Origin of the sequence: Mesorhizobium sp. M1423 (assembly GCF_040317575.1) — a bacterium.
GTDB lineage: Bacteria > Pseudomonadota > Alphaproteobacteria > Rhizobiales > Rhizobiaceae > Mesorhizobium.
In genome coordinates this window covers 122,853-142,510 of sequence record NZ_JAMYKU010000014.1, presented here as the reverse complement: position 1 = coordinate 142,510, position 19,658 = coordinate 122,853, and the positions used below count along the sequence as shown (strand labels likewise).

Genomic DNA, 19,658 nt, shown 5'->3' with positions numbered 1-19,658 from the left:
GATCTTCAATCCCCGCTCTATCTCCTTGTTTGAGCATCGGAAGCTCCCAAAGCAGGTCGCCACTTTTGGCTCCGATGCTCTCGCCCGTTCGGCCGATTGCCGTCACGGTTGTTTCGCACGAAGCAAAAGGTCAAAATCCTTTCTGACCTTCTGCGACGTCTCCTTGAGGTGCGCTTCAAGCACACCGAAATCCGGCAGGTCGGTGACCGCCAGAAGCAGATCCGAAAGCCCTGGCGGAACGTCGTCGCGTTCGAACGCGCCGGTAAGGCAAAGCCGTATTATCTGGGTCAGCGCCAGACAGAGCGAATAGGCATCCACCAGTTCCTGCCTGACCTGGGCGCTGGCGAAATCCGGCGCCAGGCGCGACAGGATGTCAGCCGTGCCGGTGGCCCTGCGGCCTGCCTCGATCTTTCCGGTAATCACCGCAACCTGGGCGATGAATTCGAGATCGATGAGGCCGCCCGGGATCAGCTTGATGTCCCAGGTATCGCGCGGCGGCTTCTCCTTGTCGACCATGGCGCGCATCTCGGATGCCTCGGCCATCACCTTGACTGGATCGCGCGGCAGAGCGAGCACTGCGGCAACTTCCCCTTCGACCTCGCGGCAGAGCTCGGCATCGCCGCCGATCGCGCGGGCTCGCGCCAGCGCCATGTGCTCCCATGTCCAGGCGTCCTGGCGCTGATACTTCTTGAAGGCGTCGACATGGGTGGCCACCGGCCCCTTGTTGCCGGACGGCCGCAGGCGAAGGTCGAGCTCATAGAGCACGCCCTCGGCCGTCGGCGCGGAAACGGCGGCGATCAGCCGCTGCGTCAGTCGGCTGTAGTAATGCGACGGGGCAAGCGGCTTGTCGCCGTCGGACTCCTCGGCATCGGCGTCGTGATCGTAGAGCAGGATGAGGTCGACGTCGGAACCTGCCGTCAGTTCGCGGCTGCCGAGCTTCCCCATGCCGAGCAGTGCGACCCTGCCGCCGGCAATACGGCCATGACGCAGCACAAATTCCGCCGTCACCGTCTGCAATGCCGCCTCGATGGTCAGATCGGCGAGGTCGGAAAAAGCGCGGCCGGCGCGCGGTGGATCGATCGACCCGGCAAGCAGTCTGACGCCGATCAGGAACTTTTGCTCCGAAGCAAAGATGCGCAGTCGGTCGAGCACGTCCTCATAGGCCCTGTCGCCTTCGAGGAAGGCGGCAAGACGCGCCGACAGATAGGCGCGGTTGGGCAGTTCACTCAGCAGCGCCGGATCGAGCAGGCCGTCGAAGACATGTGGCCGGCGCGTGATGATGGCGGCCAGCCGCGGTGCCGCGCCCATGATCGTCGCCATCAGCTTCAGCAAAGCCGGGTTCGAATGCAGCAGCGAAAACAGCTGGATGCCGGCAGGCAGGCCGGCAAGGAATTCGTCGAAGCGGATCACTGCCTCGTCCGCCCGCCGCGTCTGGCCGAAGGCTTGCAGCAGCGCCGGCGTCAGTTCGGTCAGCCGCTCGCGCGCTTCCGCCGACCGGGTGACGCGATACCGGCCGAAGTGCCAGCCGCGGATAACCCGGCAGATGTCGCTCGGCCGCTGGAAGCCGAGCCGCTTCAGGGTCTGCAAGGTGTCGGGATCGTCGACGTCGCCGGTAAAGACCAGATTGCCGATGCCTGCCGAAAGCTCCGGCGCGGTTTCAAACAGCGCTGCATAGTGGCGCTCGACCTGGTGCAGCGCCGCGCGAAACGCTTCGGCAAAGCCTGCCGCATCGGCAAAGCCCAGCATGCGGGCGACGCGCTCCAGCCCCTCTTCGTCCTCCGGCAGGATGTGCGTCTGCTGGTCGGCAACCATCTGGATGGCGTGCTCGACGCGGCGCAGGAACCAGTATTGCCTGGTGAGGGCATCGCGCGCATCGGCAGTGATCCAGCCACGCGCGGAGAGTTCGCCAAGCATCGGCACGGTCTCGCGGCCGCGCAGTTCGGGAAAGCGACCGCCGGCGATGAGTTGCTGGGTCTGGACGAAGAACTCGATCTCGCGGATGCCGCCGCGGCCGAGCTTGACGTTGTGACCTTTGACCGCGACCTCGCCATGGCCCTTGTGGGCGTGGATCTGGCGCTTGATCGAATGGACGTCGGCGATCGCCGCATAGTCCATGTATTTGCGCCAGATATAGGGCTGCAGTTCCTTCAGGAACGCGGCGCCGGCGGCAAGATCGCCAGCCACCGGGCGCGCCTTGATCATGGCGGCGCGCTCCCAGTTCTGGCCGCGCGCCTCATAGTAGCGCAGCGCCGCCTCGACCGGGATCGCCAGCGGCGTCGAGCCGGGGTCGGGACGAAGCCTGAGATCGGTGCGGAAGACGTAACCGTGCTCGGTGCGGTCCTGGAGAATGCGGACCAGCCGGCGGGTCAGGCGCGAAAACAGCTCGGTGGCATCGAGCGGATCGACGACGGCAGGCGCATCGGGGTCGAAGAAGACGACGAGGTCGATGTCGGAGGAGAAGTTCAGCTCATGCGCACCGAGCTTGCCCATGCCGAGCAGGATCCAGCCCGAGCGTTGCGCCGGATTTTTCGGATCCGGCAAACTGAGCTTGCCTTGCTCATGCGCGTCGCGGAGCAGGAAATCGACGGCTGCACGCGTGCAGGCGTCGGCAAGATCGCTCAGTCGCCGCACCGTCAGCGAGGTCTCGGCCTCGCCGGCGAGATCGGCCAAGGCGATCAGGAAATGCGCCTCCGCCTTGCATCGGCGCAGCTCCATCATCAGGCTGCCTTCGGAGACGGCCTCTGCGCGCGCTGCCTTGTCGACCGCGGCGCAGATCGATGACAGCCGCGCCTCGATGGTCTCGTCGAAAAGCGCATCGACTATCCGCGGCCGGCGGCGCGCGGTATCGCGCAGGAACGGCGACAGGTCGAAAACGGCGGCGAGGAAATCCTGGACGACCCCCTTGCCGGCGAGAAATTTCGCCAGTCGCGGCAGTTCTTCCTGCCGCGCGGCGTCGGCGATCTCCGCCAATTCCTGCCTGGCGCGGCTTGCATCCAGCGGAACGAGCTTTACCGCCGGCTTCAAAAGCCAGTCCGTCTCGCGGCGTCGCGCTGCCATCCTCGCCACCATCAGCGATCCTCCCGCCCGGGAAAACTCATGACGACGGACAATCCGGGATTGCCGGGCAGAAGCGCAAGCCGTCCATTGTGGAACGTCATGATCGCCTTGGCGAGGCTCAAGCCAAGGCCGGAACCCGGCTGCGAGCGGCTCTTTTCCAGCCGCACGAAACGCTCGGTCACCCTGGCGCGGTCGACATCGTCGGGAATGCCCTGGCCGTTGTCGGAAACAGCAAGCCTGATCTCGCCATCGATACGCTCCAGCGTCACGCGAACCGTAGGCCTGGAGGTCGAGTCGGTCGAATATTTGATCGCGTTGTCGACGATATTGGACAGCGCCTGGCCGATCAGCTCGCGATTGCCGTTGACGGCGAAGGCACCCTGTACCGAGGTTTCGAGCGTCACACCCGCCTCTTCCGCCACAGGCTCGTAGAGTTCGACGACGTCGTGCACGGCAGCGGCCAGGTCGACCCTGGTGGTGCTTTCGGAGGAATAGCCGGCCTCCAGCCGTGAGATCATCAGGATGGCGTTGAAGGTCTTTATCAGCTGATCGGATTCGGCGATCGTTCCTTCCAGCGCCTGTCGGTAGTCGCTGGTGTTGTGCTTGCCGGAAAGCGTCGCTTCGGCGCGATTGCGCAGCCTGGTCAGCGGCGTTTTCAGGTCGTGGGCGATGTTGTCGGAGACCTGCTTCAGTCCCTCGTTCAGCGTGGCGATCCTGGCCAGCATGGAATTGAGGTTTTCCGACAGCCGGTCGAACTCGTCGCCGGCGCCGGTGACCGGCAGCCGGCCGGAAAGATCGCCGCCCATGATGCGGCGGCTCGCCTCCGACACACTGTCGATGCGCTTCAGCGCAGCGCGCCCGACGAAGAACCAGATCAGCAGCCCGCCGACGCCCATCATGCCGAGCGCCAGCATCAAGGCGCGGCGAATGACGGCGCGAAAGCGCTCCGGCTCGCCGAGGTCGCGGCCAACCAGCATGATCATCTGGTTGGGCAGGCGCAGCACCAGGGCGATGGCGTTGTGGCCTTTCTCGCCTTCGGCCTGGACCTCGTTCTGCGCGGGCTCGTTCGGGTCGGAGACCGGGTTGCGCTGCCGCTCGAGCTCGCCCTCGCCGAAGCGGCGGTAGGAGAACGGTTCGGTGGTCCAGCCCTCGGCCTCAATCACGCCCGGCTCCAGGCTCTGCACGTTGCCGGTCAGGATCTGGCCGTTGGCATCGGCGATCAGATAGAGATTGGCGCCGGGCTGGCGGGAGCGCTGCTCGACGACGCGGACCAGCACCGGCAGGCCGCCGCGCTGATAGGCGCGGGCAAGGCCGAGTACCTCGTCGTTGATCGTCTCCTGCGTCTGGGCAGTCAGCATGCGCGCCGAGAGCGAGGTCATGTACAAGACCAGCAGCACAGCGCACAGCGCAAAAAGCAGAAGATAAAGCGCTGAAAGCCGCGCTGCCGTCGTCCTCATGATGGCCGGCACGGAAAGGGCCATGGGGTTCTAGCCGCTTTTCAGCATATAGCCGGCGCCGCGAACCGTGTGCAGGATCGGCTTGTCGAAGCCCTTCTCAATCTTGCCGCGCAGCCGCGAGATATGAACGTCGATGACGTTGGTCTGCGGATCGAAATGGTAGTCCCAGACGTTCTCGAGCAGCATGGTGCGCGTCACCACCTGGCCGGCATGGCGCATCAAATATTCGAGCAGGCGGAACTCGCGCGGCTGCAGCGTTATCTCGCGCCCGGCGCGCCGCACCGAATGCGACAGCCGGTCGAGTTCGAGATCACCGACCCGGTAGACGGTTTCTGCCTCCCTGGCGCTGGCGCGGCGGTTCAGCACCTCGACGCGGGCGAGCAGTTCGGAAAAGGCGTAGGGCTTGGTCAGATAGTCGTCGCCGCCGGCACGCAGACCGGTGACCCGGTCGTCGACTTCGCCGAGCGCCGACAGGATCAGCACGGGCGTCGTATTGCCTCTGGACCTGAGCCCGGCAATGACGGACAGGCCGTCGCGGCGCGGCATCATGCGGTCGACGACCATGACGTCATAGTCGCCGGAATCAGCGAGTGCGAAGCCGGTTTCGCCGTCTCCGGCGACATGGGCGGTATGGCCGGCCTCGGCGAACGCCTTCTGCAGGTAGTCGGCCGCCTCGCGATCGTCTTCTATGACGAGAATCTTCATAGAACCGTTATACGCGATTTCGCTGGAAGATTGAGTGGCCGGCATATGCATCGTGGCCGTCTCCATGGCGTATCGCGAACAAAGTGATTCAGGGATACGCGGTAAGTCTTTGTTTTAGCATGTCGTAGCCTAAAACCGCTTCACGCTTTGACCGACACGTTCGAGCGGCAGCGGGCTTTCGGAAGCCCGCTGCCGCTGGGGCGGAACACGATGACTGACTAACGTATTCAGGCCCCGTGCTTTCCCGTGCGGCGGCTCGGGGGTGTGAAAACCGCCGCACCGGAAAAGTCGAACCGGTCGTCAGCCCTTGGCGACAGGCAGCGCGACGAAGCGGTTGCTGTCGTCGCGGGTGATCTGCATCAGCACCGCCTTGCGTCCGGACTTCACCGCGTCGGCCATCGCCTTGTCGATGTCGCCGGTGCCGGTCACTTCCGTCGAATTGACGGAGGTGATGACGTCACCGGGCTGGATGCCGCGATCGGCGGCATCGCTGTCGGGGTCGACATCGGTCACCACAAGACCCTTGCCGTTGTCGGACTTGGTGACGGTCAGGCCGAGATCGGCCAGCGTATCGGTCTTCGGCGCGGGTGCAGGCTGCTGGTCGGCCGAGGCCTGCTTGTCGCTCGACGGCAGCTTGCCGAGATCGACCTTGACCGCCTCGCTCTTGCCGTTGCGCCACACCGTGACATCGACCGATTTGCCGGGCGGGTAAGCGCCGATCAGACGGGCGAGTTCCTTCGGCGAAGCAACGTCCTTGCCGTCCACCTGAGTGATCACGTCACCGGCAGTGATGCCGGCCTTCTTGCCGGGACTGTTGTCCTGCGCGCTGGCAACGAGCGCGCCCTTGCCGGACCCAAGGCCAAGCGACTCGGCGATTTCGGGCGTGACCGGCTGGATTTCGACGCCGAGCCAGCCGCGCTGGACTGTGCCGTTCTTCATCAGATCCTGCACGACCTGCTTGGCGGTCGAAGCGGGAATATCGAAGGCAATGCCGACGCTGCCGCCTGACGGCGAGAAAATCGCGGTGTTGATGCCGACGACCTGGCCGTTGAGATTGAAGGTCGGGCCGCCCGAATTGCCGCGGTTCACCGAGGCGTCGATCTGGATGAAGTCGTCATAGGGACCGGCGCCGATATCGCGGCCGCGGGCCGAAACTATGCCTGCGGTAACCGTGCCGCCGAGGCCGAACGGATTGCCTACCGCCACCACCCAGTCGCCGACGCGAACCTTGGAATCATCGGCGAAGTCGACATAGGTGAACTTGCTGCCATCATTGACCTTGAGCACGGCAAGGTCGGTGCGCGGATCGGTGCCGATCAGCTTGGCGTCGAGTTCCTTGCCGTCATTGGTCACCACGGTGAAGGCGGTGCCTTCCTCGACGACATGGTTGTTGGTGACGAGATAGCCGTCATCGGAGATGAAGAAGCCCGACCCTTGCGCCACCGGCCGCGGCTGGTCGTTGTTGCGGTCACGGTGCCCAAAACGGCGCATTCCGTTCGGACCCTGGTCGCCGCCTTGGTCGCCAAAGCCGCGGAATTCGCGGAAGAACCGGCGCAGCTGCGGATTGTCGGGAAGATTGCCTAGGCCGTCCTCGTCGTCCATCTGGCCGGAACCGTCATCGGCCGTCGACTGGATCTTGGCCTTGACGCGCACGCTGACGACCGCCGGCGAAACGCGCTCGACCACATCGGCGAAGCTCGGGACCTGCGGTGCCTCGACACGCACGGCGTCGGCCAGAACCGGGGCTGTCCCGGTGGCAATAGCACCAAAGCCGATCGCGCCGGCAATGGCCAGGGATGCGGCTGCGGCCAGCAGGCGTTTGCGGGTGCGAAGATATGAATTGGGGGCAACATTCATGGTTCTCGTATCCTCTTTTCAAGGGACGCCCCTTGATTGGCATCCTCGACAAAGGAAATAGAGAGCCGCACATTACGGCGCCATTTCCGGTACATGAAACTTTCGTAATGTATCGATCAATCGCGGCGGAGTATCGCGTCCAACGCCGCCTTCTCGTCCGCGGTCAGGGCAGCGGTCGCTGTCGAGCGGCGCGAGCGAGCGGCCAGCAGGATGAACGTCCCGCCAACGAGCAGCAGAAGAACTGGCGTGCCCCAGAGCAAGGCATTGCGCAGATTGAAGCGCGGCTTCAGCAGCACAAATTCGCCGTAGCGCGAAACGACATAGTCCATCACCTGCCGGTCGGTATCGCCGGCGACCAGGCGCTGGCGCACAAGGATGCGCAGGTCACGGGCAAGGTCGGCATCGGACTCATCGATCGACTGATTCTGGCAGACCATGCAGCGCAAGCCTTCCGACAAAGCGCGCGCCCTCGCCTCGAGTGCCGGGTCGGCGAGCACCTCGTCGGGCTTGACCGCCTGCGCGGCGCCGGCGAACAACAGCGCCAGCAAGAGGACCAGCGAGGCCAGCGTGACCCTTTGGCTCATGGCGGGCTCGCCGATGGCACGGCGCCCGCCGGCTTGCGGGACGACGGCGCGCCGACGCGCAGGCGGCGGTCGAGCAGCGACATCGCCGCACCTGCCATCATCACCAGGCCGCCACCCCAGATCAGCGTCACCAGCGGCTTCCACCACAGACGAACGACCACGGCGCCATCGCTGCCCTCGTCGCCAAGCGAAAGATAGAGCTGGCTGAAGCCGATCGTGCTGATGCCGGATTCGGTCGTTGTCATTTGGCGCACCGGGTATGAGCGCTTGGCCGAGGTGATCTCGCCAGCGATGCTGCCGTTGGCGCCAAGCAAGGCGAAGCGGCCGCGATCCTCGCTGTAGTTGGGCCCCTGGGCCGGGTAGAGCCCCTCGAAGCGCAGGGTGTGGCCGGACAGTTCGACGGTCTCGCCGGCATGCATCGACAGGATTTTTTCGGTGCCGAAGCAGAGCGTGCCGACAATGCCGAGCGTCGTCAGGCCGAGGCCGAGATGCGCAAGCGCTGTGCCGAAGACCGAGCGCGGCAGGCCGGCGAAGCGCCTGAGCACGGTGGCGGGCGCGACGGTGCCGAAGCCGGATTTGACGGCGAGATCGGTGAGCGCGCCGCAGATCAGCCAGAAGGCAAGGCCGACACCGAGTGCCGCCAACACCGAAGCGCCATCGATGAACAGGGCGGTCACCAGCACGGCGAGCAGCGCCGCGGCGAAAGCCGCCATCAGGCGCTGGGCGACCGCGAAAATGTCGCCGCGCTTCCAGGCGAGCAGTGGCCCGAACGGCACGACGACCAAGAGCGGCACCATCAGCGGGCCGAATGTCAGATTGAAGAACGGCGCGCCGACCGAAATCTTGTCGGCAGAGAGGGATTCGACGACGAGCGGGTAGAGCGTGCCGACCAGCACGGTGGCGGTGGCAGTGGTCAGGAAAAGATTGTTGAGGACCAGCGCGCCTTCGCGCGAGATCGGGTGAAACAGGCCGCCGGCCGTCAGCCGGGAGGCGCGCAAGGCAAACAGCGCCAGCGAGCCGCCAATGAACAGCGTCAGGATGCAGAGGATGAAAACGCCGCGCGTCGGATCGGTGGCGAAGGCGTGGACTGAGGTCAGCACGCCGGAGCGCACCAGGAAGGTGCCGAGCAGCGACAGCGAGAAGGTCAGGATCGCCAGCAGCAGCGTCCAGATCTTCAGCGCCGAGCGCTTTTCCATGACAATCGCCGAATGCAGCAGCGCCGTGCCCGCCAGCCACGGCATGAAGGATGCGTTCTCGACCGGATCCCAGAACCAGAAGCCGCCCCAGCCGAGCTCGTAGTAGGCCCAGTAGGAGCCCATGGCGATGCCGCCGGTGAGGAACATCCAGGCGACCAGCGTCCACGGCCGCACCCAGCGCGCCCACGATGCGTCGATGCGGCCCTCGATGAGGGCGGCGACCGAGAAGGAAAAGCATATCGAAAAGCCGACATAGCCGAGATAGAGCAGCGGCGGATGGATGGCGAGGCCGAGATCCTGCAGGATCGGATTGAGATCGCGGCCCTCGATGGGCGCCGGATTGAGCCTGACGAACGGGTTCGACGTCGTCAGGATGAACAGCAAGAAAGTAGCGCCGATCGCTCCCTGCACCGCAAGCACATTGGCCCGGAGCGTCGCCGGAAGATTGCCGCCGAAGACGGCGACAAGCGCGCCGAAGAAGGTCAGGATCAGCACCCAGAGCAGCATCGAACCTTCGTGATTGCCCCAAGTGCCGGTGATCTTGTAGATCAGCGGCTGCAGCGAATGCGAGTTCTCCCAGACGCTCTCCACCGAAAAGTCGGAGCCTGCATACGCGGTCGCCAGCGCCACGAAGGACAGCGCTGTCAAGGCAAAGCCGGTCAGCGCGGCGGGTGCGCCGACGGCCATCATCTTGTGGTTGCCGGTGCGCGCACCGAACAGCGGCACCACCGTCTGCACCAGGGCCAGCGCAAACGCCAGGACCAGGGCGAAATGTCCGGTTTCAACCATTGTCGCCGCGCTCGCCAGGTTTTGCCGCAGGTTCTTGCCGCAAAACCGTGGAACACTTTTGCGGAACCTCTCTAGTCACTCTTGCTCTCCTGCCAGACGCCCTTGGCCTTGAGGCCGTCGGCCACTTCCTTGGGCATATAGGTCTCATCATGCTTGGCGAGCACGCTGTCGGCGACAAAGATTCCGTCAGGGCCGAACGAGCCTTCGGTGATCACGCCCTGCCCTTCCCGGAAAAGGTCGGGAAGAATGCCGGTATAGGTAACCTTGACGTCCTTCTGGTTGTCGGTCACCGAAAAGGCGACGGTGGCGCCCTGGCTACGCTCTACTGTGCCTTTTTCGACGAGGCCGCCGAGCCTGATACGCTGGCCCGGCTGAAGGCTGGCGGTGGCCAGATCGGCCGGCATGTAGAAGTAGGAGGCCTTCTGGCCGAGCGCATAGAAGGTCAGCCCGGTGGCAACCCCGAGGAAGGCCAGCCCCGCAGCGATCACCGACAGTCGTTTCTGCTTGCGCGTCATCGTCTACTCCGCCGCCGTCACGCCGAGCGAGGCGGCAAAGGCGGTGAATTTCCTGGCCTGGTCGCTGTCCGCGCCAAAGACGGCGATACCGCGATTGAGTGCGTCACGCGCCTGATCTGTCTTGCCCAGCACGGCATAGGAACGAACGAGCTGCATCCACCCTTCCTCGTCGCGCGGATTTTGCCGAAGCTTTTCGTCGAGGCCGGCAACCATGGTGCTGATCAAGGCTTGCCGGTCCTGCGGCGACATCGAGGAGGCAGCATCGATATCGTCGGCGCTCGGCCCTTTCGCGGGCGCCTCCGAAGCGACGTTGCGGGCGGCGGATTCAGCGAGCGCCTGCTCGACGGCGCCGCGCCACGGCGAGCCTTGCGGTAAGGCGGCGAGCATCTTTTGCCAGGCCGCCGTGGCTTCAGCTATGCGGCCTTCCTGTGCCATGGCCATGGCGAGATAGAACGTGGCCTTCGGGTTGGCCGGATCGAGCTTCAACGCCGCCTCGAACGCTGCCTGCGCATCGGCTGAGACAATGCCGCCGGCCGCATTGGCGATCGCCTCGCCAAGACCGGCCTGACGGGCGGCGCTGTCGCCGTCGAGGCGAATGGCGTTGCGATAGGCGGTCACCGCATCGGCGTATCGCTGCATGCGCAGATAGATCGGCGCCAGCACGTCCCAGCCGCGGCCATCGGATGGGTTGGCCGCCAGGTGCGCCTCGGCGCGGGCTATCAGTTCGTCGACCGAGCTGTCGGCGGGGTTCTTGGCCAGGCGTTCGCTGAGCGGCTGCGACGGCAGGTCGGGTGAGCCGAGCTGGCCATAGAGGCCCCAACTGACCAGCGGAACCACCAGCACGGCAGCCGTTGCCACCAGTCTTGTCGACCGCGACGGCTGCGTCGCCGTCGCGTCGGCCTGGCCGGCATTGCTCAGGCGAAGGATGCGGCGGGCGATTTCGGTGCGTGCCTCTTCGGCCTCCATTGGCTGGATCAGGCCACGCGCCATATCGCGGTCAAGCTCAGCCAGCTGGTCGCGATAGACTTCAAGGTCGTGATTGCCGGCAGCGGACGCGTTCTTCGAACCGCCCGCCAGCGGCAGCAGCACCGCCAGGCTTGCACCCAGCGTCAGGATTGCGGCTATGACCCAGAACAGCATGGCTCTTCCAATAGAACGAGACCCTTGCCCTGCCAACACAAGCGTGCTGCGACGCTTTGGCGGGACCGCTCCGATCGATAGTGCCGGACCGGGATCGGCGTACCAACGGCCCGGGCGAGCTACGTCAGCGGCGTCCAGCTGCCGTCAGCATTGCGACAAGCGGTTCCACGCGCTGTGGCCCCAGCGGTGCCGGTAAACACCGTATGGGTGTATTGGCGGCAGTCCTGCGAGCCGACGCGATAGGGCTGGGCGGCGACCACTTCGCCGCGATGGGCCGAACCGTCGCTCTTCCAGGCCACTTTCTGGCCGCTCGCCGTGTATTCAAGCGCCTTGTATTCCGCCTCGAGCGCGCTGCGCTTCTCGGTCTCGCTCAAGCCGGCGCCGATCGAGCCGCCGACGAGGCCGCCGCCCATGGCGGAGATGATCGTCGTTCCGACCTTGGCGCCGCTGGGAGGCGTAGCGGCCGGGGTCACCGTAACGGCTGGGCCCTTGCCGAGCGTCGTGCAGCCGGAGACGGCGAGCAGAGCGGAAACGAGCGCGATGCGAATCTTCATGCCAATACCGGCTTTCTTGAGCTGGACCGCCGCGCTGTCAGCAGGCTGGCGCGGCCATAATGTCGATGTTTGTCGGAAATTTGGCCGCAGCCGGCCGCCTGGAAAAGCATTACTGAAGGCTCCGCAAACGAACCATCGCCTTCAATCCACTCATGACGGATCGTTCCAGCGCCAGAACGCCTCCATACTCGTTGACAAGGTCGGCGACAATGGCAAGTCCGAGTCCGCTGCCCGGTTTTGTCTCGTCGAGACGCCGTCCGCGCTGCAATACCTCGCGCGCCTTGTCGTCGGGAATGCCGGGGCCGTCATCCTCGATGCTAATCTCGAACAGATTGGCTGCGCCTTCCTCGCCGGCGACGGGCTTGACGGAAACGGCGACCGCGCTTCTTGCCCACTTCATCGCATTGTCGAGCAGATTGCCGAGCAGCTCCTCCAGGTCCTCGCGTTCGCCGGCAAAGACGATGTCGGTGGCCGGCAGCGAGAGCGACAGCGCCGTCTGCGGGTTGAGCTTCTGCAGCACCCGCACCATGCGCTGGACCAGCGGCGCCACCGGCGTCCGGTAGACGACGCTGTCGCGCTGCGCGGCGACGCGGGCACGTTGCAGATAGTGATCCACTTGCTTTTGCATGGAAGCGGCCTGCTCCGCGATCAGCTGGCCCTTGGGACCACCCAGCGCCCGCCCCTCGTTGAGCAGCACGGCCAGCGGCGTCTTCAGCGAGTGCGCGAGGTTGCCGACCTGCGTACGCGACCGCTCGACGATACGCCTGTTGTTCTCGATCAGCGCATTGGTCTCGTTTGCAAGCGGCTCGATCTCAGCCGGGAAACGGCCGTCGAGGCGTTGCGCGGTTCCTTCGCGCACCATGGCAAGCGCATTCCTGACCCGGCGCAACGGCTGCAGGCCGAGCAGGATGGCAATCGCATTGATGGCGATCATGCCGATGCCGAACAGCGACAGATAGGTCAAAAGGCGCTGCTGGAAGGTGGCGATTTCTTGCTCGAGCTCGGTCTGGTTGCCCATGACACGGAAGCGCGCGGCGCGGTTTTTCGCATCGAGGACGAACTCGCTCTCGAACACCTCCAGTTCCTCGCCGTCGATGCCGTCCGCCGAATAGCTGCGCTGGAAGCTGGCATTGAAGGGCACCTCGGCAACGCTTGGCGACGGGATCGCCTTGGTCATCGACGACGAATGGAGATCACCGTGCACGCCTTCCGAGGCAGGCTCGACCGACCAGTACCAGCCGGAATTCGGCTCCGAGAACCTCAGATCGCCAAGGTCGGGAGCGCCGGTCAACTGGCCGCTTTCGGAAACGCCGACCGAGCCGATCAGGTTGAACAGATGCGCCGAGAGCAGGCTGTCGAAACCGCGCTCGCTGGCCTGGCGATAGAGCGTGGTGATCAAGGTGAAGATGACGACCAGAGTGAGGATCGCCCAGACCGTGGAAAAGGCGATGACGCGAAACGCCAGCGAACGCGGCCATGACCGCAGCGACGGCGTGTTCGAGACGGCGGGTTTTGTAGGCAGCGGTTCCGCGTTACGCCTCCGGCTTACGCATGCGGTAGCCCATGCCGCGAACGGTTTCGATCATGTCGATGCCCATCTTCTTGCGAAGCCGTCCGACAAAGACCTCGATCGTGTTTGAATCGCGGTCGAAATCCTGGTCGTAGAGATGCTCGACCAGCTCGGTCCGGGACACCACCTCGCCCATATGGTGCATCAAATAGGCAAGCAGGCGGAATTCATGCGAGGTCAGCTTCAGCGGAACACCATCGACGTCGGCCTTGGAGGCCTTGGTGTCGAGGCGCAGCGGTCCGCAGGTCAGCTCCGACGAGGCATGCCCGGCGGCACGCCGGATCAAGGCCCGCACCCTGGCCAGGATTTCCTCGATGTGGAAAGGTTTGGTGACGTAGTCGTCGGCGCCTGCGTCGATACCGGCAACCTTGTCGCTCCAGCGGTCGCGTGCCGTCAGGATCAGCACCGGCATCTTGCGGCCGCCACGGCGCCAGCGCTCGACCACGCTGATGCCGTCTATCTGCGGCAGGCCGATGTCGAGCACGACGGCATCGTAGGGCTCGGTGTCGCCGAGAAAGTGCCCTTCCTCGCCGTCGAAAGCGCGATCGACGACATAGCCGGCATCGACCAGCGCGTCGCCGATCTGCCGGTTGAGATCCTTGTCATCTTCGACGACGAGTACGCGCATGCGGGAGGCCTGTTGAAGCTGTTCAGATATAGGCCGATTCCGGCAGACTGGGAAACGGCACGGTTCAGTTCAGCGGAACGACGATCTCCGAGCGACGCGGACGCTGCCCTTCTTTGCCCGGAACCAGCACGACGATGACGCAGACCGGCTGGCCGCCGCGTGTCGACTGCGAGGCCTTGGCCAGGGTGCCGCCATTCTGCTCGGCCACCTGCTGGCCGATCGCATAGCAGTCCGAGGCGGCGAGGACGACCGGTTGGGGCTGCTCGGGCACGACAACGGGGATCGCCATCGCCTGCGACGCAAGCAGACCGGCGGCTGAGAGCGCCAGTGCCGCGGTCCGGAAGTGGGAGCAAAGGATGTTCATGGTCAGCGTTCTAACGCGCTGGTGCTGAACGTGATATGAACGGTGAACGCTCGAATGCATGCCCGCCACACCCCTGAAGCGCGAGATTACCGGATTGCCATCTCGCCGCCCGTCTCGCGAAATCGCCAAAGTTTAACCTAGCCCTCCGATCCTTCGCCGACAACCGGCATCATTTGGCGGAGAAGGCAATCGCTTCAGGTGTGCGCCGACTTCGACAATCGATCCGGGACAATCGATCCGGCAACCGAAGGCAGGTTCAGGCGAACCGACCTGAAACAAAAAAACCCGCTCGGCGGCGGGTCGTTGGCGCCAATCAGCACCATAGTGAAATTAGTAGCATAGCTGCCGGCACAAAGCAAGAACAAAATTGCCCGATTCTTACGGAAAGTGCCCGGCGGTCAGCCCTCATCCTCGATCATGGCGCGGAAACGCAGCAGCCCGTGATGGGCCGAAAGGTCCTCGTCGTAGCGGGCTTCGGCGAATTCGAGCTTGAGATAGGCGCGGCGATGTTCGCCAAGCGAGAGTGCCGCATCTCGCAAGCGGGCGCTGACCAGGTCCATGATGTCGAGCGTTTCCTTGCTGGCCTCGGACTTCGACCAGACATGCAGCGTCAGCAACTGCTCGGCGTTGTTCTCCGTGCCCGTAGCCCAGTCGTAAACGCTGGTGCGGCCGAAGGTCATGTGGGGAAACGCAACATTTTCCGGCGCACGGTCGAACAATCTTGCGTCGCCCAGTGCCGCCGATAAATCGGGATCGCCATTCACTGCCTCGAATATGGCCTTCTGCAATTCGACGGGTGGCGCGGTCATTGTCTTTCCCCTCGCCCGTCGCGTCGACCTCCCTGCTGCGTAGCTGCGTTGCATGGCGGCATCCCGGCAAAGCGCGAATCAGCGCGTCTCATACGGATTATGAACCTTCATGATCTCGGGAATAAGCCCTGCTACTGGAACCCGCGACGCCGCGGCCTTTCGCGTCACGGACGCCCTTGAGGGTGACGCGAATTCATTTGGCGTGCAGGGCGTTCGAAGAACGATGCTATGAAGATGTCTGGTTTCCAAACATTCGAGGTCGTTTTCGTGCGCGAGCCATCGCTGCTGCCTGTTTTCGGAAAGCTTGGGGTCAGGGCGCGGCCGGTCGCGATTGCGGCGCCGACCATGTCGATGACCATCAAGAATTTGGTCAACCGCACTCGGGAGCTGCTCTCGGCGCACGGTAGCCTGGCCCTGAAGCTGTTCGTCGTTTTGTGGACGGTGCTTGTCCTGGCGGCAATATTCTTCGTCGCCCAAGCCTGACCGAGCGACATTCATCGATCGGGCGGAAACTAAAGGATGCCAAGATGGCAAACCGCTACGCGCTGCGTATGGGACGTCCTCACAGCTGGACCGTCTTCTACGTCTTCACCGGCCAGCCTGTCGAGCTCAAGCAGCAATCCATGGTCGGCATGAACACGTGCGATGCGCACGCGATGGTCGATCGGCTGAACAGTCGTGACATCGCGGCGGGCGAAGGCGGATCGGAAGCCCCGAGAAAGCGTCTTGTGGACGGATCGCGACGGATCTAGCGAAAATCGGCCGCAGTCAGCACATATATGCTCCTGCGGGTGCGGGCATAGGCATTCCTGGCGACATCGTGGATCGAGGTGGAAGCCGTGTCGAAGGCCGCCAGATAGGTAGCTTCCGAGGCCGCCGTTCCCGGCTGCACTTTGGAGATGGCATCGGTTGCGACAGAGAAGGAAATCTGGAACATGCCGTCATGGCCGACGAAGCGGATGCGTTTGCTTGCCTCGTCGTAGCTGCGGCTGGGATTGGGAAATGTCAGGCTCATGATTTGGCCTCCCTCGATACGGATACGGCCTGCTTGACTGTCCGCGGCGCCCGCTTCCTCTTTGGGGCGACCGGATTCAGAGCTGCCGCCGCGCGATCCGCCTCTTCCTTGGCCAGTCGCAATTCCCTCAATCTTGCCGTTTTGATAGCCCTGGCCTTGGCCTCCGAGAGATATTCGGCAGTTGCTTTGTTCCGCTCCGCCGTTTTCTTTTGATTTTCCATGAAGCGAGCCTGAGCTTTTTCCATGATGTTCTGATTGCCTTCGGCCATCGGTAAAATCTCCCTTGCAGCGAAAGTCGTGAGTGTGAACTTCACCATAAAATAGGTGTTCAAAGACAGAAATTCAATTTCATTAATATTCGGCAATGCCCGAACACCAAGGGATAGCCAGGCAAAATAATTCATTCAATATTTGACATACCCCATGAATATTTTTTGGCACTCCTATCAATCGAGTGCCAAGGCGCCTATAGAGAGGGGCGGCCGCCTAAGCCGGCCCCAGAAAGAGTCCCCATGAAATTCCGGCCACTCCACGATCGCGTCGTCATTCGGCGCGCCGAAAGCGACACCAAATCCAAGGGCGGCATCATCATCCCCGACAATGCCAAGGAAAAACCGCAGGAAGGCGAAGTGATCGCCGTCGGGCCGGGCGCGCGGGACGAAAGCGGCGTGCTGATGGCGCTCGACGTCAAGGCCGGCGACCTCATCCTGTTCGGCAAATGGTCCGGCACCGAGGTCAAGATAGACGGCGAGGACCTTGTGATCATGAAGGAGGCCGACATCATGGGCATCATCGACAAGAGCGAGATGGGTATCATCGACAAGAGCGTGGCTACCAAGAAGGCCGCCTGATTGGAATGCCGCGCGCCCTGCCGGGCGCGCAAAGGATGCTCCAAGCTTTGATTCAGGCGCGCTGCAAGCGTCTTGCCACAACCAACCGAACTGGAAAAAATCATGTCTGCCAAAGAAATCAAATTTTCCACCGACGCGCGTGACCGCATGCTGCGCGGTGTCGAAATCCTCAACAACGCCGTCAAGGTGACGCTCGGCCCTAAGGGCCGCAACGTCATCATCGACAAGGCCTATGGCGCGCCGCGCATCACCAAGGACGGGGTGACGGTGGCCAAGGAAATCGAACTTTCCGACAAGTTCGAGAACATGGGCGCACAGATGGTGCGCGAAGTGGCTTCGAAGACCAACGACCTCGCCGGCGACGGCACCACCACCGCCACGGTGCTTGCCGCTTCCATCCTGCGCGAGGGCGCCAAATTCGTTGCCGCCGGCATGAACCCGATGGACCTCAAGCGCGGCATCGACCTTGCCGTCACCGCCGTCGTCAAGGAAATCCAGGCTCGAGCCAAGAAGGTCAAGTCCTCAGGCGAGATCGCGCAGGTCGGCACCATTGCCGCCAATGGCGACACCAGCGTCGGTGCCATGATCGCCAAGGCGATGGACAAGGTCGGCAATGACGGCGTCATCACCGTTGAGGAGGCCAAGACCGCCGAAACCGAACTCGACGTCGTCGAAGGCATGCAGTTCGATCGCGGCTATCTCTCGCCCTATTTCGTCACCAATGCCGAGAAGATGCGCGCCGAGCTGGAGGACCCTTACGTGCTCATCCACGAAAAGAAGCTCGGCAATCTGCAGGCGCTGCTGCCCATCCTCGAAGCCGTGGTGCAAAGCGGCAGGCCGCTGTTGATCATCTCCGAGGACGTCGAGGGCGAAGCGCTGGCGACGCTGGTCGTCAACAAGCTGCGCGGCGGCCTCAAGGTCGCGGCCGTCAAGGCGCCTGGCTTCGGTGACCGCCGCAAGGCGATGCTGGAAGACATCGCCGTGCTCACTGCCGGACAGATGATTTCCGAGGATCTCGGCATCAAGCTGGAGAACATCACCATAGACATGCTCGGCCGCGCCAAGCGCGTGCTGATCGAGAAGGACACCACCACGATCATCGACGGCGCCGGCGAGAAGGCCACCATCCAGGCGCGCGTCCAGCAGATCAAGGGGCAGATCGAGGAAACCACTTCCGACTACGACAAGGAGAAGCTGCAGGAACGTCTCGCCAAGCTGGCGGGCGGCGTTGCCGTCATCCGCGTCGGCGGCGCCACCGAATCCGAGGTCAAGGAAAAGAAGGACCGCATCGACGATGCGCTGAACGCCACCCGCGCGGCCGTCGAGGAAGGCATCGTTCCCGGCGGCGGCGTCGCGTTGCTGCGCGCCAAGGCTGTGCTGAACGGGCTGACCGGAGCCAATGCCGATGTAACGGCGGGCATTTCGATCGTGTCGAGAGCGCTCGAAGCGCCGATCCGGCAGATCGCCGAGAATTCCGGCGTCGAAGGTTCGATTGTCGTCGGCAAACTCGCCGACAGCAAGGACCACAATCAGGGCTTCGATGCCCAGAACGAGGTCTATGTCGACATGATCAAGGCCGGCATCGTCGACCCCGCGAAGGTGGTGCGGACGGCGCTGCAGGACGCGGGCTCGATTGCGGCGCTACTGATCACTGCTGAGGCCATGATCACAGACGTTTCAGCCAAGGAAGCCGCTGCTTCGCCCGGCGGCATGGGCTATTGACCAGCCGCTGCCGGAAACAAGCCTGAAAGACAGCCGCCGGGGGATATTCCCCGGCGCGCGCCATCGGCAAGGAGATCGATCCATGATCGCATTCGTCCCGAAGCCAAATGCAGCCACGAAGACCAAAGTGGCAGAGGAAAGCCGCTTCGATCGCATTCGCAGGCTTGCCGACAAGCACAGGAAAGCCGACGCCGGCACGATAGGCCGCGACCCGAAAAAGATCGCGGACAAGCGTCCCATGTGACGATTGCCAATCCTCGGCACCCCGCGCAAGCGCGGCACCAGACCCTTATCGCGTCTCGTCGCTGATCAGCGCCAGCTGAATGCGATTCTTGCCCGAACGCACAAGCGCCGTCAGTGCCTGCATGGTGCGGTCAAGCTTATCTCCGAGCGGCGGCAACTGGGGCCGCTACTTGGCGGCGTCATCGTACCGTTGGTTCTGCGCCATGAGGTGGCGGACCACGAAGTGAAGGAAAGCCTGATCGTTCAATCCAGGCTCGACTGGACCATCGTGCGGCCGCCCAAGTTGAGCAATGGAGCGGCAACGGGCGAATTCCGCCACGGCAACGGCATCCGGTCGGCGTCGCTGCTGCCGACGCTGGCGCGTGCCGACGTGGCGGCCTTCATGCTCGCCCAACTCGACGGCACCACCTACTCGCGCAGGGTAGCCAACATCCTGCGCTGACGCCTCGCAGGAGCCGTCTTCCCCTCGACGAACCGTCCGCTATATCTTCATCGTCCTTACCTTCATCGCCCTTGTAGGCAGCACCAAAATGGACGAATAGTCTTGAAAGGTGCGCCGCCGTGAAATTGCCGGCATGCGGTTTCTCAGTCGGCGGCATCGC

Annotated in this window: 21 protein-coding genes; 6 read left to right on the top strand and 15 right to left on the bottom strand. The window is 63.7% G+C overall.

The window, feature by feature from the left end; genetic code table 11:
- Positions 1 to 102: 102 nt before the first annotated feature.
- From NKG95_RS18945 to NKG95_RS18885, 13 genes are all read right to left on the bottom strand, one after another.
- The gene (locus tag NKG95_RS18945) at positions 103 to 3,069 is read right to left on the bottom strand and encodes a bifunctional [glutamine synthetase] adenylyltransferase/[glutamine synthetase]-adenylyl-L-tyrosine phosphorylase (protein WP_353041900.1); all 2,967 of its coding nucleotides are present in this window, start codon (positions 3,067 to 3,069) and stop codon (positions 103 to 105) included.
- Entirely contained in the window at positions 3,069 to 4,538 is a 1,470-nt protein-coding gene (locus tag NKG95_RS18940) for a sensor histidine kinase (protein ID WP_023718381.1), read from the bottom strand. The genes NKG95_RS18945 and NKG95_RS18940 overlap by 1 nt, the downstream gene beginning before the upstream one ends.
- 6 nt (positions 4,539 to 4,544) lie before the next feature.
- The gene (locus NKG95_RS18935) at positions 4,545 to 5,219 is read right to left on the bottom strand and encodes a response regulator transcription factor (RefSeq protein WP_254819962.1); all 675 of its coding nucleotides are present in this window, start codon (positions 5,217 to 5,219) and stop codon (positions 4,545 to 4,547) included.
- Between the two features lie 300 nt (positions 5,220 to 5,519).
- On the bottom strand, positions 5,520 to 7,076 hold the full coding sequence (locus NKG95_RS18930) for a Do family serine endopeptidase (protein WP_353041898.1): 1,557 nt from the start codon (positions 7,074 to 7,076) through the stop codon (positions 5,520 to 5,522).
- 116 nt (positions 7,077 to 7,192) lie between these two features.
- Complete coding sequence (locus tag NKG95_RS18925; RefSeq protein ID WP_353041896.1) at positions 7,193 to 7,660, bottom strand: cytochrome c-type biogenesis protein; 468 nt, start codon at positions 7,658 to 7,660, stop codon at positions 7,193 to 7,195.
- Positions 7,657 to 9,645 (bottom strand): heme lyase CcmF/NrfE family subunit, encoded by a 1,989-nt coding sequence (locus tag NKG95_RS18920; RefSeq protein WP_353041895.1) that lies wholly within the window; start codon positions 9,643 to 9,645, stop codon positions 7,657 to 7,659. The genes NKG95_RS18925 and NKG95_RS18920 overlap by 4 nt, the downstream gene beginning before the upstream one ends.
- Before the next feature lie 71 nt (positions 9,646 to 9,716).
- Positions 9,717 to 10,160, bottom strand: coding sequence for a cytochrome c maturation protein CcmE (ccmE, locus tag NKG95_RS18915; RefSeq protein WP_023718386.1), 444 nt, complete (start codon positions 10,158 to 10,160; stop codon positions 9,717 to 9,719).
- Positions 10,161 to 10,163: 3 nt separating this feature from the next.
- Positions 10,164 to 11,300: a c-type cytochrome biogenesis protein CcmI gene (gene ccmI / locus NKG95_RS18910; RefSeq protein ID WP_353041893.1), complete on the bottom strand. Its 1,137-nt coding sequence runs from the start codon at positions 11,298 to 11,300 to the stop codon at positions 10,164 to 10,166.
- A 119-nt stretch (positions 11,301 to 11,419) separates the two neighbouring features.
- A complete protein-coding gene (locus tag NKG95_RS18905; RefSeq protein ID WP_353022251.1) occupies positions 11,420 to 11,854 on the bottom strand; it encodes an RT0821/Lpp0805 family surface protein in 435 nt (144 codons plus the stop codon).
- A 109-nt stretch (positions 11,855 to 11,963) separates the two neighbouring features.
- The gene (locus tag NKG95_RS18900) at positions 11,964 to 13,376 is read right to left on the bottom strand and encodes an ATP-binding protein (protein WP_353022356.1); all 1,413 of its coding nucleotides are present in this window, start codon (positions 13,374 to 13,376) and stop codon (positions 11,964 to 11,966) included.
- Positions 13,377 to 13,386: 10 nt separating this feature from the next.
- Positions 13,387 to 14,052, bottom strand: a complete 666-nt coding sequence (locus NKG95_RS18895) for a response regulator transcription factor (protein WP_352814768.1) — start codon at positions 14,050 to 14,052, stop codon at positions 13,387 to 13,389.
- Positions 14,053 to 14,116: 64 nt separating this feature from the next.
- Positions 14,117 to 14,416 carry a hypothetical protein gene (locus NKG95_RS18890; protein ID WP_023718391.1) on the bottom strand — a complete coding sequence of 100 codons (300 nt, stop codon included), beginning with the start codon at positions 14,414 to 14,416 and terminating at the stop codon, positions 14,117 to 14,119.
- Positions 14,417 to 14,814: 398 nt separating this feature from the next.
- On the bottom strand, positions 14,815 to 15,225 hold the full coding sequence (locus tag NKG95_RS18885; RefSeq protein ID WP_023718393.1) for a DUF3168 domain-containing protein: 411 nt from the start codon (positions 15,223 to 15,225) through the stop codon (positions 14,815 to 14,817).
- Between the two features lie 234 nt (positions 15,226 to 15,459).
- On the opposite strand from NKG95_RS18885, the gene NKG95_RS18880 reads away from it, so the two are divergent.
- Together NKG95_RS18880 and NKG95_RS18875 are read left to right on the top strand one after the other, a co-directional pair.
- Complete coding sequence (locus tag NKG95_RS18880) at positions 15,460 to 15,708, top strand: hypothetical protein (protein ID WP_353005169.1); 249 nt, start codon at positions 15,460 to 15,462, stop codon at positions 15,706 to 15,708.
- A gap of 44 nt (positions 15,709 to 15,752) precedes the next feature.
- A complete protein-coding gene (locus NKG95_RS18875) occupies positions 15,753 to 15,977 on the top strand; it encodes a hypothetical protein (RefSeq protein WP_353041891.1) in 225 nt (74 codons plus the stop codon).
- Here the strand turns inward: NKG95_RS18875 and NKG95_RS18870 are convergent.
- Together NKG95_RS18870 and NKG95_RS18865 are read right to left on the bottom strand one after the other, a co-directional pair.
- Complete coding sequence (locus NKG95_RS18870; RefSeq protein ID WP_353041889.1) at positions 15,974 to 16,240, bottom strand: DUF1488 family protein; 267 nt, start codon at positions 16,238 to 16,240, stop codon at positions 15,974 to 15,976. The two genes, NKG95_RS18875 and NKG95_RS18870, sit on opposite strands and share 4 nt — an antisense overlap.
- Positions 16,237 to 16,509 (bottom strand): hypothetical protein, encoded by a 273-nt coding sequence (locus tag NKG95_RS18865; RefSeq protein WP_353022354.1) that lies wholly within the window; start codon positions 16,507 to 16,509, stop codon positions 16,237 to 16,239. The genes NKG95_RS18870 and NKG95_RS18865 overlap by 4 nt, the downstream gene beginning before the upstream one ends.
- A 243-nt stretch (positions 16,510 to 16,752) precedes the next feature.
- Between NKG95_RS18865 and NKG95_RS18860 the strand changes: the two genes are divergently transcribed.
- The 4 genes from NKG95_RS18860 to NKG95_RS18845 all read left to right on the top strand — a co-directional run bounded on the left by NKG95_RS18860 (position 16,753) and on the right by NKG95_RS18845 (position 19,498).
- Positions 16,753 to 17,091, top strand: a complete 339-nt coding sequence (locus tag NKG95_RS18860) for a co-chaperone GroES (RefSeq protein ID WP_023718396.1) — start codon at positions 16,753 to 16,755, stop codon at positions 17,089 to 17,091.
- A gap of 102 nt (positions 17,092 to 17,193) precedes the next feature.
- Positions 17,194 to 18,813 (top strand): chaperonin GroEL, encoded by a 1,620-nt coding sequence (gene groL, locus NKG95_RS18855; protein WP_352788997.1) that lies wholly within the window; start codon positions 17,194 to 17,196, stop codon positions 18,811 to 18,813.
- Positions 18,814 to 18,895: 82 nt separating this feature from the next.
- Positions 18,896 to 19,057, top strand: coding sequence for a hypothetical protein (locus tag NKG95_RS18850; RefSeq protein ID WP_023718397.1), 162 nt, complete (start codon positions 18,896 to 18,898; stop codon positions 19,055 to 19,057).
- Positions 19,058 to 19,060: 3 nt separating this feature from the next.
- On the top strand, positions 19,061 to 19,498 hold the full coding sequence (locus NKG95_RS18845; protein WP_353041887.1) for an NAD(P)H-binding protein: 438 nt from the start codon (positions 19,061 to 19,063) through the stop codon (positions 19,496 to 19,498).
- The last annotated feature ends 160 nt before the right edge of the window (positions 19,499 to 19,658 follow it).